Raw genomic sequence first — 24,742 nt, 5'->3', positions numbered from 1 at the left:
GTGCCAATTCGCTAATCGGCCATGGATTGACAGCGCATAAGGAGCCCCCATGTCCGGACACGGCACGCCCATACCGATGACTTCGCATCCCTGCGGACCGCTGAACGGCACAGCCGAAGTACCCGGGGACAAGTCGATTTCGCACAGATCGCTGATTTTAGGTGCTATGGCAGTGGGCGAAACCCGGATATCTGGATTGTTGGAGGGCGAGGATGTTCTGGATACCGCTAAGGCGATGCGAGCTTTCGGGGCTGAGGTAACGGATCTCGGCGGTGGTAAATGGACGGTTCATGGTGTTGGTGTAGGCGGCTTTGCCGAACCGGATCAGGTGATTGATTGTGGCAACTCTGGAACTGGAGTGCGTCTGATCATGGGTGCTATGGCCACCTCGCCAATTACGGCAACCTTTACTGGTGACGCGAGTTTGAATAAGCGTCCAATGGCGCGTGTTACCGATCCACTAGCGCTGTTCGGGGCGCAATCTGTCGGGCGTTCTGCTGGACGGTTGCCGATGACTATCGTTGGTGCCAATGATCCGATCCCAGTTCGATACGAGGTTCCAGTGCCGTCGGCTCAAGTCAAATCAGCCGTTTTGCTGGCGGGTTTGAATGCGCCTGGTAAAACCGTCGTAATCGAAAAAGAAGCCACTCGTGATCATTCAGAGCGGATGTTAGCCGGGTTTGGGGCAGAAATCACGGTAGAGGACACAGACCAAGGCCATGTGATTACCTTGACTGGCCAGCCAGAACTTAAGCCGCAGATCATCGCGGTACCACGTGATCCGTCCAGTGCAGCCTTCCCGGTTTGTGCTGCGTTGATCACGCCCGGTTCAGATGTTTTGGTTCCAGGTATTGGCTTGAACCCAACGCGAGCCGGCTTGTTTACTACTTTGCGCGAAATGGGCGCTGATTTGACCTATGAAAATGAACGCGAAGAAGGCGGCGAACCCGTCGCCGACCTCAGAGCCCGGTATTCACCTGAAATGAAGGGTATCAAAGTACCGCCTGAACGTGCTGCGTCGATGATAGATGAGTACCCCGTGCTGTCCGTGGTCGCTGCAAACGCCGTCGGAACCACGCTCATGGGCGGGGTGCGAGAGTTGCGGGTCAAAGAAAGTGACCGAATCGACGCTATGGCGCGCGGTTTGCGTGCTAATGGTGTCGCAGTAGAGGAAGGTGAAGATTGGTGGTCGGTCGAAGGGTTGGGTATTGGTGGTGTGCCAGGCGGCGGTGTATGCGAGAGTTTCCTTGATCATCGCATAGCCATGTCCTTTATGGTGCTGGGTATGGGTGCGAAAGTTGAAGTTTCGGTGGATGACGGTGGGCCAATTGCCACCTCATTTCCGATTTTTGAGCCTCTGATGGCAGGTTTGGGTGCCAGGGTCGAACGCACATGAGGTTCACTGTCGCGATCGACGGTCCAGCTGCAGCCGGCAAGGGGACAATATCAAAGGGCATAGCGGAGCGCTTTGGGTTTTCACATCTGGACACCGGGTTGCTGTATCGCGCAGTTGGAAGGCGTACTCTTGATGGCACACCAGCCGCCGAGGCCGCCAAAGCTCTGAAAGCCGAAGAACTTGAACAAGGGGATCTGCGCACAGCTGAAATAGCACAAGCAGCATCGAAGGTGGCAGTCATACCAGAAGTTCGGTCCGCACTGGTTGATTTTCAACGCGCATTTGCCTTCAGGGCAGGTGGGGCTGTGTTGGATGGACGCGACATCGGAACGGTAATTTGTCCCAAAGCCGAGGTTAAATTGTTTGTGACTGCCAGCGCCAAGGTCCGCGCCGAACGGCGTTTTCTTGAACTTAAAGCCAAAGGTGCAGACGTGACGCGCGATCAGGTGCTGACCGACGTCAAGGAACGTGATGCGCGTGACGCCCAACGCAGTACCGCTCCGATGAAGCCAGCCAAGGACGCAAGTATGCTTGATACTTCGAGTTTGAGTATTGAAGAGGCGCTTGCGCAAGCTGTGGCAATCGTAGAACGAAAGCTACCCACAGACTGGTAACCTCGGGCCTTGCTGTTCACCAAGCTTTGTTTGGCCTTTGTTACACCCGTATTTTATGGTCGAGGCAACGTCTTTAGGAGATTGACCATGATCCGGTACGCACTGGCGCTTATTCTTTTGGCTGGCAGTACACTTGCTCAGGAAGCTGAACCTCCGATGGACTATAAACGGCTGGGTGAGATCATATTTGCGTTGGACCCCGACGCCCAACCAGTTGGGCCGGGGTTTGAGTTAACGGTATCGGTCCAGACGGAGCTAGTGATCACTGACGTCACCGCAGACAGGATGCGAGCGATGGTATCGATTGGCAGCGCCGCGGATTTATCAACCGCGGATTTGCAGCGAATGATGCAAGCAAATTTCGACAGCACGCTGGACGCGCGTTACGCGATCGCCAATGGTATCTTGTGGGCTGTTTACATACACCCGTTGTCTGCTCTGAAAAAAGAACAGTTTATCTCGGGGTTGGCCCAGACCGTAAACATCTCCAAAACCTACGGTACTCTTTACACCGGCGGCGCTGCGGAATTCGGCGGGGGCGATAGCCTTGATCTGCAGCGCGCCCTGATTGAAGAGCTTCTTAAGAAAGGCGAGGAAATCTAAGCCTCGTCCCGAGTTTATGCCGAAGCTGATGTGAGGCAGACTCAAGAAATCCAATGTAGTCTAGAATATACGCGGCGGGGCTCGCATCAGGCGCCCTAGGGTTATTTGCAGACCCGAGGTTACAGGGTTCGTACCCGAGGGCCAAAGATCCCTATGGTTGGCAGAGCATGTAGGCCGGGCGCCACAGTCCTTGGTTCGATGCAGGATAGCGGCAATTCTTCCCCTCGGACCCAAAAAGAATTCTGCTATACAGTCTAAAAACAAAATATGGGAATGTTTGTACATCTCCCCAATATTCAACAGGGACTGAACCAAATGAATAATCGCTTGAGCAAAATCACCATCGTTGGGGGTGGCACTGCAGGTTGGATGAGTGCGCTGATCCTCGACATGGTGTTTTCTCGCACTTCTGCACCCAAAGACCGTCCGCGCATCTGTCTGATCGAAAGCCCTAATATTGCGACTGTTGGTGTTGGTGAGGCCACGGTGCCGCGCATGCCGGTTACACTCCGCCAAGCGGGTATTTCAGAGCAGGATTTTTTTCGTGAAACCAATGCGTCGTTCAAGCTAGGTGTAAAGTTCTGTAATTGGAACAGAGACCCAAAGGGAAACCGAATTGATTATGTAAACCCTTTTGCACACGGACAGCTGTTAGAGGGGTTGGAGGCCGCCGAGTATTTTTTGCGCTTTGGCAACGGAGATCGGGACTTCACTCAGTCGATCTCTCCGCATGACGATCTGGCCCGCCTATGCAAAGGGGCGCGGCAGTTGGGGCAGCCTGAATTCGAACAGCGGTTCGGCTACGCATATCATTTAGACGCTGTAAAATTTGCCGGCATGCTCACCAAAGTCTGCACTAAGCGCGGTGTTGAGCACATCCAGGACGAAGTACAATCAGTCGAACTTGATGAACAAGGCAACGTCAGCCATTTGATGCTGGAGCGTAAGGGTCGCCATGACATTGAAATGGTCATAGATTGCACAGGATTCCGCGGATTGATAATCAATCAAGCTCTGGGCGAACCGTTTATGGATTACTCGGACTATCTGCCAAACGACCGCGCCATGGCGCTGCAGATCGAGCACCCAGATCCAGAGAAGATCGAAAGCGTCACTCGGTCTACCGCACTAGGGGCAGGTTGGACGTGGCGAGTACCGCTCTACAACCGGGTTGGCACGGGTTATGTGTTCTCATCTGCACATCGCACGGATGATCAGGCGGCAGACGAATACCTCGAATGGTTGGGTGACAGCGGTAAGGGTGCAACCCCGCGTGTGATCCCAATGCGTATCGGGCGCGTACGTAACGCATGGGTCAAGAATTGCGTCGCGATAGGTCTGTCCGGCGGATTTATCGAGCCGCTAGAGAGTACAGCGATCCACATGATTGACCACGCGATACGCTGGTTCGCCGAGCACTTGCCCACACGCGATATCGAGCCGTCCCTGCGAACCAGATATAATAGGCAGATGAATAAGCTTTATGACGAGGTTCTGGATTTCATCTGTCTGCACTATCGATTGGGCAACCGTACGGATGATCAATATTGGATCGACGCGCGCACGGAAATGAAGTTACCGGATCGATTGGCCGAAAACCTAGAGTTATGGCAGCACCGTTTGCCGGTAGAGCATGATATCGAGTTTGCAACGCTATTCAATTTTCGCGTTTATCAGACCGTTCTTTTAGGCAAGCAGGTCTATGATACTGGCTATGGTACCGGCATCCGTGATCGCGTGCGACCATTGAAGAAGCCGATTTGGTTCCATTGGTGGAAAGGCGCGAAAGTGGATCTTGCGCAGATACTCAAAACGATGCCGGATCACAAAACGCTGCTGCGAGATATCCGAGGTGAGCTGGAGCAACCAGCTGTTGGAAAGGCTGCCGCTATGAAACCGGCGGTCGCAATGCCCGGCACCGCACCAGCACCGTTAGCGGTCCTGAATATGCCGAATCTTGCTGAGATCCAAAGCGGCGCGAAGGATTTGCAACTGTTCTAGAAACTCTCTGAGTTGCCGATACCGGGTGTTGCTGAGGTAAGTACGAAGGCTGGAGTGTTGACGCTTAGCCTTCGATACTACGTATGGCGAAACGCTCGATTCCCATTGCACCTCTTGATAAGATATGTAATGTCATCACATTACGAAAATTCTGGAATTAAGCGGTGCTGATTCACGATGTCGCGCAACCTTCGCAGTGAGCTGAAACGTCGTCGTAGGCAGGCGTCACCGATGCAAGCCTATGATGCGCTACCGCAGCCCTTACGGCAGTGGTTGACGCAAGCCTGTCTGCCCTGGAGTCCAGCTTCGGCTTTGAAAATCTGGAGGCAGACTGGCGGCAGCCGCAATCCCGCCGCTGCGATTGGTCGTCTTAATGCGGTCGAGCAGGCGATGTTGCAACAGGACACCAAGGTTTGGGCTCCAAAGAGTTGAGGATGACCCAGTGGCAATATCCGGCCGGGCTTTGGAAATATGGGCTTGGCCCTTGCGCTAGAAGAAAAATCCGCCTATACGCGCGCTGTCGATACAAGGGCGGTTAACGTCCGGGTGACGTTTCTGAGCAGGGCCGGGTTACCTCGGCCCTTTGTGTTTGTTTGTTCAGAGGCGTTCCGGAACACGCTTTAAGGCATCATGAAACAAGACCGGCGGAGACAACCGCTCGGCCAGATAAAACGTATTGTAAAGGAAAACAACGCCACATGGCTAACGCATCCATGGAGGAATTCGAAGCCCTCCTGAATGAAAGCTTCGAAATGGACACGCCCGAAGAGGGTTCTGTTGTCAAAGGCAAGGTTCTGGCAATCGAAGCCGGCCAAGCCATCATCGACGTAGGCTATAAAATGGAAGGCCGCGTTGATCTTAAAGAATTCGCAAATCCCGGCGAAGCCCCTGAAATCGCAGTCGGTGACGAGGTCGAAGTTTACCTGCGCGCTGCTGAAAATGCCAAAGGCGAAGCTGTCATCTCGCGTGAGATGGCCCGCCGCGAAGAGGCATGGGACCGCCTTGAAAAAGCATATGCCGATGACCAGCGCGTCGAAGGTGCAATCTTTGGTCGGGTCAAGGGCGGCTTCACTGTCGATCTGGGCGGTGCCGTTGCATTCCTGCCGGGTTCGCAGGTTGACGTGCGCCCTGTTCGTGACGCGGGACCTTTGATGGGACTGAAACAGCCGTTCCAGATTCTTAAAATGGATCGCCGCCGCGGCAATATCGTTGTATCGCGCCGCGCAATCCTTGAAGAATCCCGTGCCGAACAGCGTGCCGAAGTTATTGGTAACCTGACAGAGGGTCAGACTGTAGAAGGTGTCGTCAAGAACATCACCGAATACGGCGCATTTGTTGACTTGGGCGGCGTTGATGGGTTGTTGCACGTAACCGACATGGCGTGGCGCCGTGTGAACCATCCTTCCGAAATCCTGACGATCGGCGAAACCATCAAGGTTCAGGTCATCAAGATTAACAAAGACACCCATCGCATCAGCCTTGGAATGAAGCAGCTTCAGGAAGATCCATGGGATTTGGTTGCTGCTAAATATCCGCTGGGATCGGTACATCAGGGTCGCGTGACCAACATCACAGACTACGGGGCGTTTGTTGAGCTGGAAGCTGGAGTTGAAGGTCTGGTTCACGTGTCTGAGATGTCTTGGACCAAGAAAAACGTGCACCCCGGCAAGATCGTTTCTACGAGCCAGGAAGTAGATGTCATGGTTCTGGAAATCGACGGTACAAAGCGTCGTGTTTCTCTGGGCCTCAAACAGACCCAGCGCAACCCGTGGGAAGTGTTTGCAGAAACACATCCCGAGGGAACTCAGGTCGAAGGCGAAGTCAAGAACATCACCGAATTCGGGCTGTTCATCGGCCTGGAAGGCGACATCGACGGTATGGTTCACCTTTCGGACTTGTCTTGGGACGAGCGTGGCGAGGATGCAATCCAGAATTACCGCAAAGGCGACGTAGTTCAGGCGGTTGTGTCTGAGGTGGACGTTGAGAAAGAACGCATCTCTCTGTCGATCAAAGCCCTTGGTGGTGACAAGTTTGCCGAAGCCGTGGGCGGCGTTAAGCGTGGCTCCATCGTGACCGTAGAAGTGACCGCAATCGAAGATGGCGGTATCGAGGTCGAATACGAAGGCATGAAGTCGTTCATCCGTCGTTCCGACCTGTCGCGTGACCGTGCCGAGCAGCGCCCCGAGCGTTTCTCGGTCGGTGACAAGGTCGACGTCCGCGTCACCAATGTTGACAGCAAAACCCGCCGACTGGGTCTTTCGATCAAAGCGCGCGAGATCGCAGAAGAGAAAGAGGCTGTGGAACAGTACGGTTCTTCCGACTCGGGCGCGTCTTTGGGCGACATTCTGGGAGCAGCTCTGAAGTCAGGCGACTGATCTCAGACCTCAGCTTGATAAAAATTTTCGGCCCCGTGCTACCGCGCGGGGTCGTTTTTGTTGCGAATCAATACTTTCTAATTTTCGTGCTTATCTTGCTTCTGGTTCACCCATTAAGTGTGCAAATCGACCTTGTGAGCCAAAAATAGCGTTAGAATAGCGGAATTTTCTAAAACTATGCCAAGAGTCTAAGTTCCCCCGAACAGGGTTTTTTCCTATACTGCCCAGAGCTATAGGCTTGGTAAACCAGTCGCCTGGGAGGGTAACACGCATGATCCGTTCAGAATTGATTCAAAAAATCGCCGACGAAAATCCGCATCTCTACCAACGCGACGTCGAACGGATTGTGAATACTGTGTTCGAAGAAGTGACGGATGCAATGTCACGTGGCGACCGTGTCGAACTGCGCGGTTTTGGCGCCTTTTCTGTCAAAAAGCGTGATGCTCGTGTGGGTCGAAATCCAAGAACTGGCGAGACTGTGCAGGTCGAAGAGAAATGTGTTCCGTTTTTTAAAACTGGCAAGTTGCTACGGGATCGATTGAACGGTAAAGCCTGACTTTATGATGCGCTACATTCGCTATGCTTTTCTCGCGATCCTTGGGATCGTGCTGGTTTCGATCTCGCTGGCCAATCGTCAGAATGTCGAACTGAAACTGCTGCCAGATGCAATGTCAGAGCTTCTGGGCTTTAACTTGTCCACATCCTTGCCGCTGTTTCTTGTGGTCCTTGGTGGTGTTGTTGCCGGATTGATTATTGGGTTTCTTTGGGAATGGCTGCGCGAGCACAAGCACCGCCGCGATGCAACTGTGAAGAAAAGCGAAGTGCGCAAGTTGGAGCGTGAGGTCAAGAAGCTCAAGAAAAAGCAAAATGAAGGTCAGGATGATGTTCTGGCATTGCTTGATGAAGCAAGCTGAGCGCGTCTCATGGCAAGCGATATCCGCGTAAAAATCTGCGGTTTGACTGCACCTGAACACGTGAATGCAGCGGTGTTGGCAGGCGCGCGCTATGTTGGGTTCGTACTTTTCCCCAAATCCCCCCGGCATCTAGAACTTTCTACTGCTGCGGAACTTGCCCATCTGGTGCCAGCGGGCATCGCCAAAGTCGCCCTTACCGTTAATGCGACAGATGAAGAACTAGACCGTATCGCCGCTTCGGTGCCTCTGGACATGTGGCAACTGCACGGAACGGAAACGCCCCAGCGGGTTTCTGAGGTTCGAGACAGTTTTGGCCTGCCCGTAATGAAAGCTATTGGGATAGCCGAAGCTGAAGATCTGGCTGCCATTGACCGGTATTCCGAGGTGGCAGATCAACTGTTAATCGACGCAAAACCACCGCGAAGTTCTGAGCTTCCTGGTGGCAACGGATTGTCATTTGACTGGCGTCTGTTGGCTGGGCGGAAATACTGGCAGCTTCCGTGGATGCTGGCCGGGGGATTGACGCCTGACAATGTTGCCGAAGCAATCCGAATGACCGGGGCGCAGCAAGTCGATGTCTCTTCCGGAGTGGAACGTGCGCCAGGCGTCAAGGATTCCGGGAAAATTAAAGATTTTATTGCAGCAACAAGGTGATCTGACAGACACATGGTTGCGTATCCTAAGGACATTCGTTTGAATTGGAATGCAACATGCTGGCAGCGATTGGCGGGCTTACCTTAAGAAAATGGTATAACGCGCCTGAATTTTTTTGGAGAGCGAGGCAGGCCTTAGATCAAGCGAAAGGCGATCCGCTGTGCCTGCACGCATCTGTCTTTTCACATGGCGGTCTCTATTTTTCGTTTAGTGTCTGGCATGATATTGAGGCGATGTTGACTTTCGCACAATCCGGTCCGCACCGTCGCGTTCTTGCTGTGTCGGAACGGTTGGCAATCTCACACGGGTTTCACAACTTTCCCTGCATCGCAGTGCCCACCCAGCAGCAGGCGTTGCTGATGTGGAAAGAGCATAGCGGGGCGTCAAATTGATGCGTTTTGCGATGGCAAATCTTGCCGCCACCACCTATTAACGACGGGTACGACGAGGGAGACATCCATGGCCAATGATTTATTCAATTCCTTCATGTCCGGACCGGATGAGCGGGGACGCTTTGGCATTTTCGGTGGTCGTTTCGTCAGTGAAACGCTGATGCCGCTTATCCTGTCGCTGGAAGAGGAATACGAAAAGGCGAAGGATGATCCTTCCTTCTGGGCCGAGATGGATGATCTGTGGGCCAACTACGTTGGTCGCCCGTCTCCGCTGTATTTCGCGGAACGTTTGACCGAGCATTTAGGTGGCGCCAAGATTTATCTGAAACGTGACGAGCTGAACCACACTGGTGCGCATAAGATCAACAATGTGCTCGGCCAAATTATTCTAGCCCGTCGCATGGGCAAGACACGGATCATTGCCGAAACGGGGGCAGGGCAGCACGGCGTAGCAACGGCAACTGTATGTGCCAAATTCGGCCTGAAATGCGTGGTTTATATGGGTGCGCATGATGTCCAACGACAGGCTCCAAACGTATTCCGTATGCGCCTGCTTGGTGCCGAGGTGATTCCAGTAACCAGTGGTCGAGGGACGCTTAAGGACGCTATGAACGACGCGCTCCGCGATTGGGTGACCAATGTACGTGACACCTTTTATTGCATTGGAACAGTTGCAGGCCCACATCCTTATCCGGCGATGGTGCGAGATTTCCAGTCAATAATTGGCAAGGAAGCCAAAGAACAGATGCAAAAGGCCGAGGGTCGTCTGCCGGATACAATCATCGCCGCCATCGGCGGTGGGTCGAACGCAATGGGGCTTTTTTATCCGTTCTTGGATGACAAGTCGGTGGAAATCATCGGCGTGGAAGCGGGTGGTAAAGGCGTAAACGAAAAGATGGAGCATTGCGCCTCGCTGACAGGCGGGCGCCCCGGCGTGCTGCACGGTAACCGGACATACCTATTGCAGGACGAGGATGGACAAATTCTTGAGGGTTACTCGATTTCCGCCGGCTTGGATTACCCGGGAATTGGCCCTGAGCACTCCTGGCTACATGACGTTGGGCGCGCGCAATACGTTTCAATTACGGACAAAGAGGCGCTGGACGCATTCCAGCTTTGCTGCTCGACGGAAGGTATCATTCCCGCGCTTGAACCCTGCCATGCACTGGCCCACGTGATGAAAATTGCGCCCGATCTACCCAAAGATCACCTGATTTGTATGAACATGTGCGGGCGGGGCGACAAGGATGTTCAAACCGTTGCGAAATATCTGAACTTTGACATGTCAGATACCGAGGGACGCACGGCGGATTAAATCTGAAAGAAAAGGCAGAGGTAATAATTCGAAGTCTGGCTAACAGGCTTCGACGACTCAGCCTTACTTGTTGGGCCCCGTCAGTTACCACCGCGTACCGATGGAATTTAATTCTCGGCCCGATGCAAGGTCAGGATATCCAACGAGACAACTTCTAGCGCACGTTGATGCGTGGCCTCCAAGTTTACTTTGGGCGCACAGCCTTCGTCATGGGCCTGCAGAAAGCGGCCAGCGCACAGACACCAATTATCACCAGGTTTCAGGCCGGGAAAATCAAACTCTGGCCTCGGTGTGCTCAAGTCATTGCCGACGTATTTTGAAAAGGCCAAAAACTCGGCCGTCATCACTGCGCAGACTGTGTGGCTTCCCTGATCCTCGGGGCAAGTGTTGCAGGCACCGTCGCGAAAGAAACCGGTTAATGGATCGCGTGAACATGGAGCCAGAACATTGCCCAAAACATTAATGCTATCCTGTTTCTGCATAAGGGTATCTTACAGTGTTTGCGCAATCTTGCGGAACATTTCTATGTTCTGGTCGTTGATACCCGGATCGCGGAACTTGCGATCCGCCCCTGTCGTGACGATCAGCACTCCGCGAGGTTGGTCGAAATAGATGTACTGACCGTAGATACCCCGCGCTAAAAATTCACCTTCATGGGCGTTTTTGGGGATCCACCACTGATATCCATATCCTATTTTCCCGGGCTCAGTCGGTGCGCTGGGCCAAGTTGACTCGGCAATCCAATTTTCCGGAACCAGTTGTTTCCCATTCCAAAATCCGTTTTGCAGGATCATCTGGCCAAAGCGGGCAAAATCGCGCGTGGTAAAGTTGAGGCCACCCAGAACAAAGGCAACGCCCGCTCCGTCTGTAATGTAGTACCCGTCATATTCCAGGCCTAGTGGCTCGATTATTCGTTCCGTAAGCAACTCCGTCACGCTGCGTCCGGATGCCCCTCGAACGACCATGCCGATCACGTGTGTATCAATTGACACGTACTGCCAGGTCTCTCCCGGTGCGATAAAACTGTCCTGCAAAGATGCTGCAAAGTCGTCCAACTCTTGGCCCAACGCCACCACGCGTCCCATCCGGTTGATGTCTGAGTTATAGTTCAAATAATCTTCGTCGAATGTGACGCCGCTGGCCATGTTCAGGACATTGCGGATCGTGGCGCCATCGTAGGCCGTTCCCTTAAGTTTGGGCGAATACTTAACGACCAAATCATCCAGAGAGTCGATCGAGCCTTCGGCCAAGAGGATACCGAGCAAAGCGGATAAATAACTTTTGGCGACCGACCAAGATATCCGGCGGTCATCCGGGCCGGTTTCAAGGTAATATTCTTCAAAACGGATCTGCCCGTTCTGCATCACGACTAAAGAGGTAACCGCACGATCCTCGACCCAATTATCAGTTCCTTCTGGTAATTCGAAACTGGGTCCGTAAGGCAGCTCATGCGTCGGGCCGGTCCCTCTTGGCAGGTTCACAGTAAGAAATGCTTCGTTCATGTGCGAAAAATTATGAACAATTTTCTCTTCGGAAAACAGAGAGTTCACGGCCAAAAGTCGTTGGATTTCTTCGCGTTTCCAAAGGCCTACAATCAGTGCGGCCAAGGCCACCGTCAACACGATACGCAACAACCATCTAAGCGCAATTCTCATGTGTTTCCTTTCTGTCGCTCAAAATAGGAACAAGAGTTGATGTGTTTCGTATTCCGGAATCGATCAATTCTGTTCATTTACCGGAATTTATCCAATAATTTTTGCATGAGTGAACGATCGTCGGTCGCAGGTTCAGGGCTTTTGGCAGGGGCCCTTTCGGAAGCGGCGGGCTCCGTTTTTTTGGATGAACGTGGCGGAGCGGAGCGCAGGGCAACTGCATTCATGAATTTGCCACCTTCATCCTTGGCTAAATAAGCAGCCCCATCTGAGACGCCACGCAACACCTCCTCCAACCATTCGCTATCCGCTTTGGCGAAATCGCTAAGGACGTAGGGTGAGACTAGTTCTTTCCGACCAGGATGGCCGATGCCCAAGCGCACCCGATCATAGGCTGGACTTATATGTTCGTGGATCGATCGCAATCCGTTGTGGCCCGCGTGCCCGCCACCTGCCTTCACCCGAACCTTACCCGGTGCGAGGTCCAGTTCGTCGTGAAAAACTGTCACATCGGTCGAGTCAAGTTTGTAAAACCGCATCGTTTCACCCACGGCTTTACCAGAGCGATTCATGAAGGTCTGCGGTTTAATCAGCAGCACTCTCTCATCACTCAAACGTCCTTCGGCAATCTCAGCCTGAAACTTGGATTTCCATGGGCTGAATCCGTGATCCGCAGCGATCCGGTCCACGGCCATAAAGCCGATGTTGTGTCGGTTTCGGGCGTATTTTGATCCGGGGTTTCCCAACCCGACAAACAGTTTCATGGCCTCGTCCTCGTGCTGTGCGACATGCGCAATCGGTTGATGGCACGGATCGGCATCCGTTTTCCAGCCCAAGTGCACCAAAAGAAAACGGGGCCCCGTTGGAGCCCCGTCAAAAAGTCCGAAAAACGTTAGTTCGGTTTATTCTTCAGCTTCTTCCTGGCCAACGACTTCAACTTCGTCCGCGGCCACTTCTTCTTCTTCGCCTTCCTCGTCTTCGCTGGTCGACAAGCCTGTTGGCGCCGACACGTTCGCGATCACAAAATCACGGTCGATTGTGGGTTTTGTACCACCGGGCAGGTCGACTGAGGAAATGGTCGCAACATCGTTGATCTCCATGCCGGTCAGATCAACTGTAATCTTCTCGGGAATTTCACCTGCGGTGCACAACAGTTCAACTTCCGGGCGGACAACGGTCAAAACGCCACCCTTCTTGATGCCGGGAGCCGCGTCCTCATTGATGAATTCAACGGGAATGAACAACGCGATTTTGGTTGTCCGGCGCAGACGCATCAGATCCAAATGGGTAGGAAGGTCTTTGACCACGTCGCGCTGCACGTCGCGGCAGATGACACGTACGTCTTCGTGGCCTTCCACCTTCAGGTTCCACAGTGTCGACTTGAACCGGCCAGCTTTCAGACGCTTGAGCAGTTCATTGAACGGAATTTGGATCGGCAGCGGATCTTTGTCGCCACCAAAAACAATGCCCGGAACCATGCCGTCGCGGCGTGCCTGACGAGCGGCGCCCTTGCCTGTCCCCGTCCGTTCCAGAGCTTCGAGATCAGGAATCTCACCAGCCATGATAAATCTCCAATGTTAGGGCGGGCATCCTCCAAGGCTGTATACCCGCGTGAAGCCGCGTCCATAGACCGAATCTGTCGAATTGAAAAGCACCTTTTTGGGTCTTCAATCGTTTCTGCTATTTGTTGATTGAATTGGGCGCAAACTATTCCCGCTTGGGCAATTCGTCGTCCACGTCTACTACACGGTTAGCATAGTGAAAGTGGCTGATAGAACTGAGTTCCTCTGGAAGAACTCCGCCGTTGCGCTTGGCGATCAGGTGCTGGGACACCACTTTCCAACCTAGACCATTTGTATTGTACAGAACTTCACCGCAATCCCGGCAAAAGATCTTTTTCATAGACAGGGTTGGATGTTGGAATTCCGAGATTGAATCTTCGCCTTGATCGACTGAGATCTGCTCGGGGTTCCATGCTGTGACGGAGTGGTAAGGGGTGTTGAGAAGTATCCGACAGGCGTTGCAATGACAGTGTCCTCGCACCCTTGGTTCACCCGACAAAGTCAATTGTGTCTTACCGCAGTCGCAACCGATGGAATATTTGGATGGCATTCTACTCTCCCGCGCTGAACTGCAGTTCTGGTACCAGGATCAATCCTCTTGTGACATGATCAGCCCTGCCAGCGGCCTCCAAAATCTTCGGGAACCAGCAGATTGTGCGGTCCTAAGTTTTTAACATTCCGCTCACCGCACAGGGCCATTGTTGTGTCCAGCTCTTTATGAATGACCTCTAACGCGGTTGACACGCCCTGCTGACCCATCGCACCTAACCCATAGATAAAGGCCCGACCAATAAAGGTGCCCGTGGCGCCCAGCGCCAATGCTTTCAACACGTCCTGACCCGAGCGGATACCGCTATCCAAATGCACCTCTATTTCTCCGCCGACTGCTTCCATTATTTCGGGCAACACCCGGATCGAGCTAAGTGCGCCATCCAACTGACGCCCTCCGTGGTTGGAAACCACGATAGCATCGGCCCCTAACTTTGCGGCCATTCTGGCATCGTCGGCATCCAGAATTCCTTTGAGTATTACCTTGCCACCCCATTGCTCCATCAACTTTTCAACTTTGTTCCAGTCGAGACTGGGGTCGAATTGCTCGGCTGTCCAAGTTCCCAGCGAAGACGTGTCGGTGATGGTGTCGACGTGACCAACGATATTGCCGAACTCGCGCCTTTTGGCTCCTAACATTTCGATGCCCCAGGCCCATTTCGTCATGAGATTGGCAATTGTCCTGGGCGTTAGCTTTGGCGGCGCGGACAAACCGTTCTTTATGTCTTTGTGACGCTGCCCAAGAATCTGCAAGTCCAACGTTATGACCAGCGCCGAGCATTTGGCATCCTTCGCGCGTTGGATCAGGCGGCTGACATAATCTTCGTCCTTCATCGTATATAGTTGGAACCAAAAAGGTTTGGTGGTCGCTTCGGCTACGTCTTCGATCGAGTTAATCGACATTGTAGACAACGTAAAAGGTATGCCGAACGCCTCGGCAGCTTTGGCCGCCTTGATTTCCCCGTCGGCGTGTTGCATCCCGGTCAATCCTACGGGGGCCAGTGCCACAGGCATTGAAACATCTTGTCCAATCATCTGGGATGCGGTCGAGCGTCCTGACATATCCACTGCAACCCGTTGACGAAGGCGGATTTTCTCGAAATCCGACGTATTTTCGCGAAATGTCTGCTCGGTCCAGCTGCCGCTTTCTGTATAGTCGAAAAACATACGCGGCACGCGGCGTTCATAAATCCGCTTAAGGTCTTCAATATTTGTAATGGTAGGCATGGCGCAGCCCTTCGCATGATTGGTTAGGATTTCTTACCAATTTTCCGAACTTGGGGCAACGATACAAAATGCGGTCCGTTGCCACGTTCGATATGAAAACGCCGCAACGGACGTTTGTCTATTGCGGCGTTCAAGGCTGTTAATTGGTATTTTAAAGGATCAGGTGGAATGAGCCCCGTCCGCAAGTGTTTTCACAAAGTCTAAGACATCGTGCACTGGTTTGCCTGCGCCTATCTGGCTGACTATCGCCGATCCCACAACTGCGCCATCAGCAACCGATGCAATGGCCCGAGATTTTTCAGGGGTATTAATGCCAAAACCAACAATAACCGGTAGGTCGGTGGCGGATTTGATACGAGATACTTCCGGGCCAACGTCAGTGGCCTGAGCCTCTGCAGCGCCTGTAATTCCAGTGATCGAAACATAGTAAACAAAGCCTGACGTGTTCTGAAGAACTCTCGGCAATCTGGCGTCGTCCGTAGTTGGCGTCGCAAGGCGGATAAAATTCAGACCAGCTGTTTGCGCAGGCAAACACAGTTCCTCGTCTTCTTCTGGTGGAAGGTCGACAACGATCAGCCCGTCGATCCCAGCCGCCTTGGCATCAATTAGAAATTTATCGACGCCCCTGTTGTAGATCGGGTTGTAGTATCCCATCAAAACAATCGGAGTGGTATCGTCGGTTTCACGAAACGCCCCCGCCAGGTCCAACGTACGTTGCAGGGTCATGCCACCATCCAAAGCCCGCTGCCCAGCGGCCTGAATAGTAGGGCCGTCTGCCATTGGATCGGTAAAGGGTAGTCCCAATTCGATTACATCAACACCCGCACCGGGTAGACCTTTTATCACCTCGAGTGAGGTGTCATAGTCCGGGTCTCCGGCCATGACATAGGCGACGAAAGCCTTTTTCCCCTGATCTTTCAGAGCTGCAAATTTAGCGTCGATACGGGTCATTTTCGGTCCTTGTGTAAAGGTTTCGATCTGATGTGCAAAAACTTTGCCTGAAAATCAATCCCGGTTATGTCGCCAACACTAGAACGCGCATAAGCATAAAAGCAGTTACGAGTAAAATCTTTACTAAGATTGTTGGACGCTAACGAGGGATTTGAACCTTCAATCGTCGCGGGCAGGAATTCCGACGGGATTGCCTAGTCCTTCATTTAGTTTACTAGCAACGCAGCAAATAAACACATCGTAGAATTAAAGGATTGCGAGGTCGTTCTCTGATAACTCGTGCGACCATTAACTTGCGCATTCCCCTCGACCTGCATAGAAGCTTCGCTCGAATGGCATCAGGAGACCGTCATGGGTTTTAAAATGGGAATAGTAGGCTTGCCTAATGTCGGCAAATCGACCCTGTTCAATGCGCTGACAAAAACCGCTGCTGCGCAAGCGGCGAATTTCCCGTTCTGTACTATCGAACCCAATGTCGGTGATGTGGCGGTGCCAGATGACAGGCTGGACAAACTGGCGGCGATTGCCAGCTCGAAGCAGATTATTCCCACCCGAATGACATTCGTCGACATTGCGGGGCTGGTTAAAGGTGCATCCAAAGGTGAGGGGTTGGGAAACCAGTTTCTTGCCAACATTCGAGAAACAGACGCCATTGCACACGTTCTACGATGTTTCGAAGACGGGGATGTGACCCACGTGGATGGACGCGTGGACCCCGTGGCCGATGCCGATACGATCGAAACAGAATTGATGCTGGCTGATCTTGAAAGTATTGAGAAACGTCGGGCCAATCTGGTGCGTAAGCTTAAAGGCAACGACAAAGAAGCTAAGCAACAAGATCGCCTTCTTGCTGCTGCGCAAGAGATATTGGAAAGCGGTAAACCGGCTCGATTAGTCGAAGTGTCTGAGGAGGATGCCAAAGCTTGGAAAACACTACAGCTTTTGACGACAAAACCGGTTCTATACGTTTGTAACGTATCCGAGGAAGAAGCTGCCGAAGGCAACGAATACTCGGCTCGCGTGGCCGAAATGGCCGCGGCACAGGGCAACGCCCACGTCATCATCAGCGCCAAGATCGAAGAAGAAATCAGTCTTCTGGAACCTGACGAAGCTCAGATGTTCCTAGAGGAAATGGGGCTTGAGGAGCCAGGCCTCGACCGATTGATCCGCGCTGGATATGATCTGCTGAAACTGGAAACCTATTTCACTGTGGGTCCCAAGGAGGCCCGGGCCTGGACAATCCGAACCGGTACCGCTGCACCGCAGGCGGCAGGAGTTATCCACGGCGACTTTGAAAAGGGTTTTATTCGCGCTGAAACCATTTCTTATAGCGATTACATTGCGGCAAATGGCGAGCAAGGCGCCAAGGAAGCGGGCAAGATGCGGGCCGAAGGCAAAGGATACATCGTCAAAGATGGCGATGTGATGCACTTTCTGTTCAATACGTGACGACTTTGGGTCTTTTCCTGCGGGATGAGCGAGTTATCCTGTCGCATCTGCAGCACCGAGGCTTAAAGTGATCGAAATCCGTGACCTTCAGTTGCTCAGCGCCTTGGCGCGGCATCGCCATTTTGCCAAAGCCGCCGAAGAATGCGGGATTTCTCAACCTGCGTTTTCCATGCGTATTCGTAACCTAGAAGACCGGCTTGGCGTTTCGATTGTAAGGCGCGCAAACCGGTTTCAGGGTCTGACCGAAGAAGGTGAGATGATCGTGCAGCGCGCGCGGCGCATCCTTGACGACACCAAGGCATTGGAACAACAGGTTTTGGCGACAAGGGGGGAAATCACCGGAACCCTGATTTTGGGTGTGATTCCCACTGCGATAGCCTTTACCGGTCGCCTTACAAAGCGTCTCAGGCAGGCGCATCCACGAATTATCACACGTATCGAAACGATGTCGGCCACCGCTATTCAGCATCGCCTGGACGAGGGTAGCCTGGACGCAGGGGTAACTTACGGTGACAGTATCGGTACCGATCTTCGCCGGGTCGAACCCCTGTATGAAGAGACGTATGTACTGTTGGTCCCAGAACATATGACTGACGAAACCGGACCTATATCTTGGGCGCGTGTGTCGGAGTTCCCCATAAGTCTGCTCGAACCTCAAATGCAAAATCGTCGTATTCTGGACCGTATTTTTACTGAGCAGGGGTTGCATCCGGATATTGTCGCCGAGACTAGCGGCTTCACTGCGTCTATGGTCATGGCACGCGAAGGTTTGGCCGCCACAGTTGTTCCTCGGATTTTGGTACGTGCGCTGGGCGAGCTCGAGGGTACCCGTGTGCTGCCACTTGTAGATCCCGTTGTTAGTAAGCCGATTTGTCTGGCGACCCTGACGCGGGATCCAGAGCTTCCGACTGTCGAGGCATTGCGGGCGGTCGTGACGTCTTTTCGGTGATAATCTGTCGTTATCGTGCGATTGCAATTAGCGATTTGACGATATGTTATTCTGATGAGACACGACACCTCAATCGGAGGGTACCATGGCACCATTAGACACCAAGCCATCAGGCGCACCAAAGGGCGTCTGGAAGTCAGGTAAAGGCAAAGGGCGGCATACGCCCAAAGGCCGCCAATTCACAGATGAGGCCCAGGCCGATATTGCTGGCTTGCTGGGCGATCGCCCGCGTCGGCGCGACTTGCTGATCGAGTTTCTGCATCTAATTCAAGATAAACACGGTCACATTAGTGCCGACCACATCGCAGCTTTGGCAGTTGAGATGCGGATTGGTCAGGCCGAGATATATGAGACGGCCACCTTTTACGCCCACTTCGACGTAATCAGAGAGGATGAAACACCTCCACCAGCCCTCACGATTCGAGTTTGTGATTCCTTATCCTGTGAATTGGCTGGAGCACAACAGTTGCAGCAAGCATTGGAAGACGGGCTGGATCCGGCTCAGGCTCGTGTGGTGCGTGCGCCCTGCATGGGTCGTTGTGACACCGCCCCGGTACTGGAAATAGGTCACAATCACATCGATCACGCGACCCCTGAAAAAGTTCTGGCGGCGATCGCAGCCGATGATACTCATGCTCATCTTCCCGAATACGAAACTTACGCCTCATATGCCGATAATGGCGGCTACACCAAGCTAGAAGAGCTGCGCGAGGGTGGTGACTGGGAGAAAGTTCAAGAAGACATCCTTTCCTCGGGGCTGCGCGGATTGGGCGGTGCAGGCTTCCCGTCGGGTAAAAAGTGGGGCTTTGTTCGAATGAACGAAGGCCCGCGCTATCTGGCCGTGAATGGTGATGAGGGCGAACCCGGTACGTTTAAGGACCGCTACTATTTGGAGCGTACACCGCACGTCTTCCTCGAAGGCATGTTGATCGCTGCTTGGGCGGTGGAAGCCGAGACCTGCTTTATTTATATGCGCGACGAATATCCGGCGGTGCTCGAAATCCTACGCCGGGAAATTGCTGCACTGGAAGAGGCCGGGGTCGTAGCCAAGGGTTACATTGACCTTCGCCGAGGCGCAGGTGCCTATATCTGCGGTGAAGAATCCGCAATGATCGAATCAATCGAGGGAAAGCGCGGAATGCCTCGACACCGCCCTCCGTTTGTTGCTCAGGTCGGAGTCTTTAACCGCCCGACCTTGGTGCACAATGTCGAGACACTCTATTGGGTGTCAAAGATCTGCCGCGAGGGGCCGCAGATTCTAAACTCAGTTGAAAAGAATGGTCGTAAGGGCCTGCGCAGCTATTCGGTTTCAGGCCGCGTGGCAAAATCGGGCGTGTACCTGTTGCCCGCAGGATCGACCATTCTTGATGTGATTGATGCCGCCGGCGGCATGGCCGAGGGTCATGTTTTCAAGGCGTATCAACCGGGCGGGCCGTCGTCAGGTCTTCTCCCCTCAAGCATAGACGACGTCCCGCTCGACTTTGACACCCTGCAGCCACTCGGTACCTTTATCGGGTCCGCTGCTGTTGTAGTTCTTTCTAATCAAGATGCCGCCCGCGATGCAGCTTTGAACATGCTTCGCTTTTTCGAGGATGAAAGCTGTGGCCAGTGCACTCCGTGCCGCGCGGGATGTGAAAAGGCTGTGAAACTGATGCAGGCAGAAACTTGGGACACTGATCTGCTTGAGGACCTTTGTCAGGTCATGGGCGATGCGTCAATCTGCGGTCTGGGGCAGGCGGCGCCGAACCCGATCCGTTTGGTCATAAAACATTTCGCTGACGAAATCTGAGGGAGACTGAGATGCTTGACGCAAGCCCAACCAAAACTGTCACCTTCAACCTGAATGGAGACGACGTCACTGTGCCCGAGGGCACGACAATCTGGGAAGCGGCCAACGGTCGCGGCCTTGTCATTCCACATCTGTGCCACAAACCACAACCGGGCTATCGCCCAGACGGAAATTGCCGCGCCTGCATGGTGGAAGTGGAGGGAGAGCGCACACTGGTCGCCTCATGTGTTCGTCCTGCGGCAGAAGGTATGGTGGTCAAAACCGACACTGATCGCGCCGAAAAATCCCGTGCGATGGTGATGGAACTTTTGGTCTCTGACCAGCCAGAGGTCACCCACGACAAATCCAGCCACTTTTGGGACATGGCCGAATTGACGGATGTCAGCGAAAGCCGGTTCCCGGCGAAAGAACCAGAGATAATCCCGCTGTTGGATGACAGTCATGTGGCAATGCGCGTAAATCTTGACGCCTGCATCAACTGTAACCTTTGTGTTCGTGCGTGCCGGGAAGTGCAAGTGAACGATGTGATCGGCATGGCTGGCCGCGGTCATACTTCGCAGGTGGTGTTCGACCAGAATGACCCAATGGGCGACTCGACCTGCGTGGCGTGCGGTGAATGTGTGCAAGCCTGTCCGACTGGCGCGCTGATGCCTGCAACTGTGCTGGATGAGAAACAAGAGGGCGATAGCAAAGACTATGACAGTGAAACAGAAAGCGTCTGCCCGTTTTGCGGCGTGGGATGCAAGGTCTCATTGAAGGTCAAAGACGGCAAGGTAAAATATGTTGAGGGCATTAATGGGCCTGCTAACGAAGGCCGCCTGTGCGTCAAAGGTCGCTTTGGTTTTGATTATATCCATCACCCACATCGTCTGACCAAGCCACTAATCCGGCGCGAAGACGCGCCGGCCAAGGGGCTAAACGTTGATCCGGGTGATCTGTCGACCCATTTCCGCGAAGCGACCTGGGAAGAAGCGATGGATTTGGCTGCTAGCAAGCTGATGGCCCTGCGTGACGAAGATCCGCGCAGCGTTGCGGGCTTTGGCTCCGCCAAATGCACCAACGAAGAAGCCTATTTGTTTCAAAAGTTGATCCGCCAGGGTTTCGGCCACAACAACGTGGACCATTGTACCCGCTTGTGTCACGCCTCTTCGGTCGCGGCATTAATTGAAAACGTGGGTTCGGGCGCAGTAACAGCGACCTTTAACGAAATCGAAAACGCAGATGTGGCGATAATCATCGGGGCCAATCCCATCGAGAACCACCCGGTCGCCGCCACCTATTTCAAACAGTTTGCCAAACGCGGCGGCAAACTGATCGTGATGGACCCACGCGGAGTTGGTATGCGTAAATTCGCGACAGAAATGCTGCAATTCCGTCCGGGTGCAGACGTTTCGATGCTCAACGCTATCATGAACGTGATCGTTGAGGAGGAGTTGTACGACAGCCAATACATCCATCGTTGGACCGAGAACTGGGAGGCAGAAAAAGAACATCTGCGCCAGTTTACGCCAGAGGCCATGTCGCAGATCTGTGGTATCGAACCCGATCAACTGCGCCGTGTTGCCCGCACTTTTGCTCAGGCCAAGGCGGGGCTAATTTTCTGGGGGATGGGAGTCAGCCAGCACATACATGGCACAGACAACTCGCGCTGCCTGATCAGCCTTGCACTTATGACCGGTAATGTGGGCAAGCCTGGCGCTGGGTTGCACCCGCTACGCGGTCAGAACAACGTTCAGGGGGCGTCGGATGCGGGGCTTATCCCGATGTTTCTGCCAGATTACAAAACCGTAACAGACGACAATATCCGGGCTCAGTTTACCAAAGTCTGGGGCTCCGATGACTTCTCGAACGAAAAGGGTTTGACTGTCACGGAAATCATCGACCAGATTTACGCGCGGAATATCAAAGGCATGTATATTCTGGGTGAAAATCCGGCAATGTCCGATCCGGATGTGAATCATGCCCGCGAAGCGTTGGCCAAGCTGGACTTGATGATTGTGCAGGACATCTTCCTGACCGAAACGGCGAACTATGCCGATATCATTCTACCTGCCTCGGCGCTTTATGAGAAAAACGGCACCGTTTCGAACACAAACCGCCAGGTGCAGCGGGTGCGCCCCGCTGTCACTCCTCCGGGTGAGGCGCGCGAGGATTGGAAGATCACAGTCGAACTGGCCAAACGGATTGGGTTGAAGTGGGATTACTCAGACGTGTCTCAGGTCTTTGCCGAGATGAAGCTGACGATGGGGTCACTCGACAACATAACTTGGGAACGTTTGGAGACCGAGACGATTACGTACCCGTCACTGAGTGAAACCGATCCGGGGCAGTCAATTGTTTTCGGCGATGGTTTCCCGCGCGCTGACGGCAGGGCGAAATTCACCCCAGCCAGTGTTATCCCACCCGATGAAGCACCGGATGACGAATATCCGATGATCGCAACCACCGGTCGTCAATTGGAGCATTGGCATACTGGGTCGATGACCCGTCGCGCCAAGGTTTTGGACGCTGTAGAGCCCGAAGCCAACTGCTCAATGAACCCGCGTACGCTCAAGCTGATGGAGATCGAGCCCGGTGAAATGATCCGCCTTACCACACGTCGCGGTTCCATCGAAATCATGGTGCGAGCAGACCGAGCGATTGCCGAAAATATGGTGTTTATCCCGTTTGCATATGTAGAAGCGGCAGCGAACATCCTGACAAATTCGGCAACCGATCCATATGCGAAAATACCCGAGTTCAAGTTCTCTGCGATTCGGGTAGAGAAAGCCGGGGAAGCTATCGCAGCTGAGTGACGCGAATCCACTTTAGAATCAATCTGAAGGCGATTCAATTTGAATCGCCTTTTTTCGATTCTTTCCCAGGAATAATTCAAATTTTTCGAAAAATGAGGAGAGACTGAAGATGACTTAATGCCATGAAAATAAATGATAAAAATACAAATTTCGTATGCTGTGGGTACGAAAAAAATTCTTTCAATAGGCAGAGGAAATTAAATTGAATTACGGTCGAAAAGTGTGACTTTTGGACAGCAATTTCGAATTTCAATACATGCATAAGTAGTTAAAGAATCTACTTGAGAAAATCATCATGAATTCACAATTTGGATTACATTGATTCCAAAAATAGCCTTAATTATAAGAGTCAATAAGAACTTTCAAAAACACATTCAATTAAACTATCGGTCGTAGAATTGAAAAACGAAGCGCTTGAAACACGTTGCCAGCGCCTATTCTTCGTGACGTCCAAATTTTCAATTACAAACGATTGAGGCGGTTGCCTTGTAGGTAAAACAAAATTGGTCGAAGAGAGCGTGAGCCGAATTAGTGGCTCACTCATTCACACACTTACGGACTAAAGACATGAAAAATGTTCTCCTCGCAACAACAGCACTGATTGCGACAGCAAGCGTTGCGGCAGCAGAAGTTAAACTCAGCGGTTATGCCCGCTTTGGTATCGGTTACGCGGAAGACCGCTCGACTACCAATGATAATATTGACGATACCATTCTGGTTTCGCGGTTTCGCCTGAACATTGACGCCAACGCCGAAACCGACGCTGGTGTAAAATTCTCGGCGCGCGTTCGACTGGAGGCTAATGAAAACCAAACAAACGGTGAGGCCGAAAAGGCTAAGCTTAGCGGCGCGCGTTTCTCGGTAATCTACGGTGGTCTGCGTGTTGACGCTGGCAACGTATCAGGCGCAATTGACAACCTGGCAGATTATGCCGGTAACGAACCTGGTCTTGAAGCATTCATTTCGCAGAATGCAGGCGTTGATTATGAGATCCTCGCTTTTGACTCGACTGAAGCAGGCTCAAACGCTGCATTCTTTCAGTACGCAGTAGGAGATTTGGCCTTTGGTGCGTCTTACGACACCGATCCGGACAACGGTGCAGACCGCTGGGATGTCAGCGCGACCTACACCTTCAACAACGTCACCGCTGCTCTGGCCTATGGTGAAACCGAGGCAGGGGACACAGCTGGTGCTGAGGACGAAAGCTTGGCAGTTCTGACTTTGGGAGCCGAATTTGGCGACCTGTCAGGCACTCTGTTCCTGGCTGACGATGATGTTGCAGATGACGACCGGGATGGCACCGCTTACGGTTTCTCGCTGGCTTACAACATCGGCGCTGCAACCACTATCACCGCAGCGTACGGTGACGGCTCGGCTGACGATGACGAACAGCAGTACGGTGTTGGCTTCATCTATGATCTGGGAAGCGGCGCCTCGCTGCGGGGCGGTGTCGCGCATTCAGAGCGTGGTGATGAAGACGGCCGAATCCTTGCTGACTTTGGTGCACGTTTCAACTTCTAAGTTGGTCTGAGCGCTAACGATAGGGCCGGTCACA

Annotated in this window: 23 protein-coding genes; 16 read left to right on the top strand and 7 right to left on the bottom strand. The window is 53.0% G+C overall.

What is annotated here, in order from left to right:
- Positions 1 to 49: 49 nt before the first annotated feature.
- From aroA to trpB, 11 genes are all read left to right on the top strand, one after another.
- Positions 50 to 1,396, top strand: a complete 1,347-nt coding sequence (aroA, locus tag AC2FNV_RS00855) for a 3-phosphoshikimate 1-carboxyvinyltransferase (protein WP_170604593.1) — start codon at positions 50 to 52, stop codon at positions 1,394 to 1,396.
- Positions 1,393 to 2,010 (top strand): (d)CMP kinase, encoded by a 618-nt coding sequence (locus AC2FNV_RS00850; RefSeq protein ID WP_170604595.1) that lies wholly within the window; start codon positions 1,393 to 1,395, stop codon positions 2,008 to 2,010. The genes aroA and AC2FNV_RS00850 overlap by 4 nt, the downstream gene beginning before the upstream one ends.
- Positions 2,011 to 2,097: 87 nt before the next feature.
- A complete protein-coding gene (locus AC2FNV_RS00845; RefSeq protein ID WP_170604597.1) occupies positions 2,098 to 2,613 on the top strand; it encodes a hypothetical protein in 516 nt (171 codons plus the stop codon).
- A gap of 315 nt (positions 2,614 to 2,928) precedes the next feature.
- On the top strand, positions 2,929 to 4,614 hold the full coding sequence (locus AC2FNV_RS00840) for a tryptophan halogenase family protein (protein ID WP_170610403.1): 1,686 nt from the start codon (positions 2,929 to 2,931) through the stop codon (positions 4,612 to 4,614).
- Between the two features lie 177 nt (positions 4,615 to 4,791).
- Positions 4,792 to 5,046: a DUF6525 family protein gene (locus AC2FNV_RS00835; RefSeq protein WP_254442476.1), complete on the top strand. Its 255-nt coding sequence runs from the start codon at positions 4,792 to 4,794 to the stop codon at positions 5,044 to 5,046.
- Between the two features lie 266 nt (positions 5,047 to 5,312).
- The gene (gene rpsA, locus AC2FNV_RS00830) at positions 5,313 to 6,989 is read left to right on the top strand and encodes a 30S ribosomal protein S1 (protein WP_170604601.1); all 1,677 of its coding nucleotides are present in this window, start codon (positions 5,313 to 5,315) and stop codon (positions 6,987 to 6,989) included.
- Between the two features lie 271 nt (positions 6,990 to 7,260).
- On the top strand, positions 7,261 to 7,545 hold the full coding sequence (gene ihfB, locus AC2FNV_RS00825) for an integration host factor subunit beta (protein ID WP_008758048.1): 285 nt from the start codon (positions 7,261 to 7,263) through the stop codon (positions 7,543 to 7,545).
- Between the two features lie 7 nt (positions 7,546 to 7,552).
- The gene (locus AC2FNV_RS00820) at positions 7,553 to 7,903 is read left to right on the top strand and encodes a lipopolysaccharide assembly protein LapA domain-containing protein (protein WP_170604872.1); all 351 of its coding nucleotides are present in this window, start codon (positions 7,553 to 7,555) and stop codon (positions 7,901 to 7,903) included.
- A gap of 9 nt (positions 7,904 to 7,912) precedes the next feature.
- Positions 7,913 to 8,557, top strand: a complete 645-nt coding sequence (locus AC2FNV_RS00815) for a phosphoribosylanthranilate isomerase (RefSeq protein ID WP_170604603.1) — start codon at positions 7,913 to 7,915, stop codon at positions 8,555 to 8,557.
- Between the two features lie 56 nt (positions 8,558 to 8,613).
- A complete protein-coding gene (locus AC2FNV_RS00810; RefSeq protein WP_170604605.1) occupies positions 8,614 to 8,949 on the top strand; it encodes a hypothetical protein in 336 nt (111 codons plus the stop codon).
- A gap of 67 nt (positions 8,950 to 9,016) precedes the next feature.
- Positions 9,017 to 10,264, top strand: a complete 1,248-nt coding sequence (gene trpB, locus AC2FNV_RS00805) for a tryptophan synthase subunit beta (protein WP_170473832.1) — start codon at positions 9,017 to 9,019, stop codon at positions 10,262 to 10,264.
- A 107-nt stretch (positions 10,265 to 10,371) separates the two neighbouring features.
- On the opposite strand, the gene AC2FNV_RS00800 is transcribed toward trpB, so the two are convergent.
- From AC2FNV_RS00800 to trpA, 7 genes are all read right to left on the bottom strand, one after another.
- A complete protein-coding gene (locus AC2FNV_RS00800) occupies positions 10,372 to 10,746 on the bottom strand; it encodes a DUF2237 family protein (protein WP_170604606.1) in 375 nt (124 codons plus the stop codon).
- Between the two features lie 9 nt (positions 10,747 to 10,755).
- Positions 10,756 to 11,919 carry a serine hydrolase domain-containing protein gene (locus AC2FNV_RS00795; RefSeq protein WP_496772140.1) on the bottom strand — a complete coding sequence of 388 codons (1,164 nt, stop codon included), beginning with the start codon at positions 11,917 to 11,919 and terminating at the stop codon, positions 10,756 to 10,758.
- Positions 11,920 to 11,996: 77 nt separating this feature from the next.
- Positions 11,997 to 12,680 (bottom strand): aminoacyl-tRNA hydrolase, encoded by a 684-nt coding sequence (gene pth / locus AC2FNV_RS00790; RefSeq protein WP_170604874.1) that lies wholly within the window; start codon positions 12,678 to 12,680, stop codon positions 11,997 to 11,999.
- Positions 12,681 to 12,818: 138 nt separating this feature from the next.
- Positions 12,819 to 13,478 (bottom strand): 50S ribosomal protein L25/general stress protein Ctc, encoded by a 660-nt coding sequence (locus AC2FNV_RS00785; RefSeq protein ID WP_170473820.1) that lies wholly within the window; start codon positions 13,476 to 13,478, stop codon positions 12,819 to 12,821.
- Positions 13,479 to 13,623: 145 nt separating this feature from the next.
- Positions 13,624 to 14,028, bottom strand: coding sequence for a GFA family protein (locus AC2FNV_RS00780; protein ID WP_170604610.1), 405 nt, complete (start codon positions 14,026 to 14,028; stop codon positions 13,624 to 13,626).
- Between the two features lie 59 nt (positions 14,029 to 14,087).
- On the bottom strand, positions 14,088 to 15,254 hold the full coding sequence (locus AC2FNV_RS00775; RefSeq protein ID WP_170604613.1) for an alpha-hydroxy acid oxidase: 1,167 nt from the start codon (positions 15,252 to 15,254) through the stop codon (positions 14,088 to 14,090).
- Positions 15,255 to 15,413: 159 nt separating this feature from the next.
- Positions 15,414 to 16,205 carry a tryptophan synthase subunit alpha gene (gene trpA / locus AC2FNV_RS00770; RefSeq protein ID WP_170604615.1) on the bottom strand — a complete coding sequence of 264 codons (792 nt, stop codon included), beginning with the start codon at positions 16,203 to 16,205 and terminating at the stop codon, positions 15,414 to 15,416.
- Positions 16,206 to 16,556: 351 nt separating this feature from the next.
- Between trpA and ychF the strand changes: the two genes are divergently transcribed.
- From ychF to AC2FNV_RS00745, 5 genes are all read left to right on the top strand, one after another.
- On the top strand, positions 16,557 to 17,654 hold the full coding sequence (gene ychF, locus AC2FNV_RS00765) for a redox-regulated ATPase YchF (protein WP_170604617.1): 1,098 nt from the start codon (positions 16,557 to 16,559) through the stop codon (positions 17,652 to 17,654).
- A 67-nt stretch (positions 17,655 to 17,721) separates the two neighbouring features.
- Complete coding sequence (locus AC2FNV_RS00760) at positions 17,722 to 18,603, top strand: LysR family transcriptional regulator (protein WP_170610405.1); 882 nt, start codon at positions 17,722 to 17,724, stop codon at positions 18,601 to 18,603.
- Between the two features lie 85 nt (positions 18,604 to 18,688).
- On the top strand, positions 18,689 to 20,392 hold the full coding sequence (locus AC2FNV_RS00755; RefSeq protein ID WP_170604621.1) for an NAD(P)H-dependent oxidoreductase subunit E: 1,704 nt from the start codon (positions 18,689 to 18,691) through the stop codon (positions 20,390 to 20,392).
- Positions 20,393 to 20,403: 11 nt separating this feature from the next.
- Positions 20,404 to 23,187 carry a formate dehydrogenase subunit alpha gene (gene fdhF / locus AC2FNV_RS00750; protein ID WP_170604623.1) on the top strand — a complete coding sequence of 928 codons (2,784 nt, stop codon included), beginning with the start codon at positions 20,404 to 20,406 and terminating at the stop codon, positions 23,185 to 23,187.
- Between the two features lie 567 nt (positions 23,188 to 23,754).
- Positions 23,755 to 24,708: a porin gene (locus AC2FNV_RS00745; protein WP_170604625.1), complete on the top strand. Its 954-nt coding sequence runs from the start codon at positions 23,755 to 23,757 to the stop codon at positions 24,706 to 24,708.
- Positions 24,709 to 24,742 lie beyond the last annotated feature (34 nt).

It is taken from the genome of Ruegeria sp. BHSA163 (genome assembly GCF_059613365.1).
This window is presented reverse-complemented; position numbering and strand designations above follow the sequence as displayed.

Coding starts and splice junctions, on each gene's coding strand:
- AC2FNV_RS00785 (WP_170473820.1), bottom strand. CDS start 13,478: ATGGCTGGTGAGATTCCTGATCTCGAAGCTCTGGAACGGACGGGGACA.
- aroA (WP_170604593.1), top strand. CDS start 50: ATGTCCGGACACGGCACGCCCATACCGATGACTTCGCATCCCTGCGGA.
- AC2FNV_RS00795 (WP_496772140.1), bottom strand. CDS start 11,919: ATGAGAATTGCGCTTAGATGGTTGTTGCGTATCGTGTTGACGGTGGCC.
- AC2FNV_RS00800 (WP_170604606.1), bottom strand. CDS start 10,746: ATGCAGAAACAGGATAGCATTAATGTTTTGGGCAATGTTCTGGCTCCA.
- rpsA (WP_170604601.1), top strand. CDS start 5,313: ATGGCTAACGCATCCATGGAGGAATTCGAAGCCCTCCTGAATGAAAGC.
- fdhF (WP_170604623.1), top strand. CDS start 20,404: ATGCTTGACGCAAGCCCAACCAAAACTGTCACCTTCAACCTGAATGGA.
- ychF (WP_170604617.1), top strand. CDS start 16,557: ATGGGTTTTAAAATGGGAATAGTAGGCTTGCCTAATGTCGGCAAATCG.
- trpA (WP_170604615.1), bottom strand. CDS start 16,205: ATGACCCGTATCGACGCTAAATTTGCAGCTCTGAAAGATCAGGGGAAA.
- AC2FNV_RS00840 (WP_170610403.1), top strand. CDS start 2,929: ATGAATAATCGCTTGAGCAAAATCACCATCGTTGGGGGTGGCACTGCA.
- AC2FNV_RS00810 (WP_170604605.1), top strand. CDS start 8,614: ATGCTGGCAGCGATTGGCGGGCTTACCTTAAGAAAATGGTATAACGCG.
- ihfB (WP_008758048.1), top strand. CDS start 7,261: ATGATCCGTTCAGAATTGATTCAAAAAATCGCCGACGAAAATCCGCAT.
- pth (WP_170604874.1), bottom strand. CDS start 12,680: ATGAAACTGTTTGTCGGGTTGGGAAACCCCGGATCAAAATACGCCCGA.
- AC2FNV_RS00815 (WP_170604603.1), top strand. CDS start 7,913: ATGGCAAGCGATATCCGCGTAAAAATCTGCGGTTTGACTGCACCTGAA.
- AC2FNV_RS00745 (WP_170604625.1), top strand. CDS start 23,755: ATGAAAAATGTTCTCCTCGCAACAACAGCACTGATTGCGACAGCAAGC.
- trpB (WP_170473832.1), top strand. CDS start 9,017: ATGGCCAATGATTTATTCAATTCCTTCATGTCCGGACCGGATGAGCGG.
- AC2FNV_RS00775 (WP_170604613.1), bottom strand. CDS start 15,254: ATGCCTACCATTACAAATATTGAAGACCTTAAGCGGATTTATGAACGC.
- AC2FNV_RS00780 (WP_170604610.1), bottom strand. CDS start 14,028: ATGCCATCCAAATATTCCATCGGTTGCGACTGCGGTAAGACACAATTG.
- AC2FNV_RS00850 (WP_170604595.1), top strand. CDS start 1,393: ATGAGGTTCACTGTCGCGATCGACGGTCCAGCTGCAGCCGGCAAGGGG.
- AC2FNV_RS00755 (WP_170604621.1), top strand. CDS start 18,689: ATGGCACCATTAGACACCAAGCCATCAGGCGCACCAAAGGGCGTCTGG.
- AC2FNV_RS00835 (WP_254442476.1), top strand. CDS start 4,792: ATGTCGCGCAACCTTCGCAGTGAGCTGAAACGTCGTCGTAGGCAGGCG.
- AC2FNV_RS00820 (WP_170604872.1), top strand. CDS start 7,553: ATGCGCTACATTCGCTATGCTTTTCTCGCGATCCTTGGGATCGTGCTG.
- AC2FNV_RS00845 (WP_170604597.1), top strand. CDS start 2,098: ATGATCCGGTACGCACTGGCGCTTATTCTTTTGGCTGGCAGTACACTT.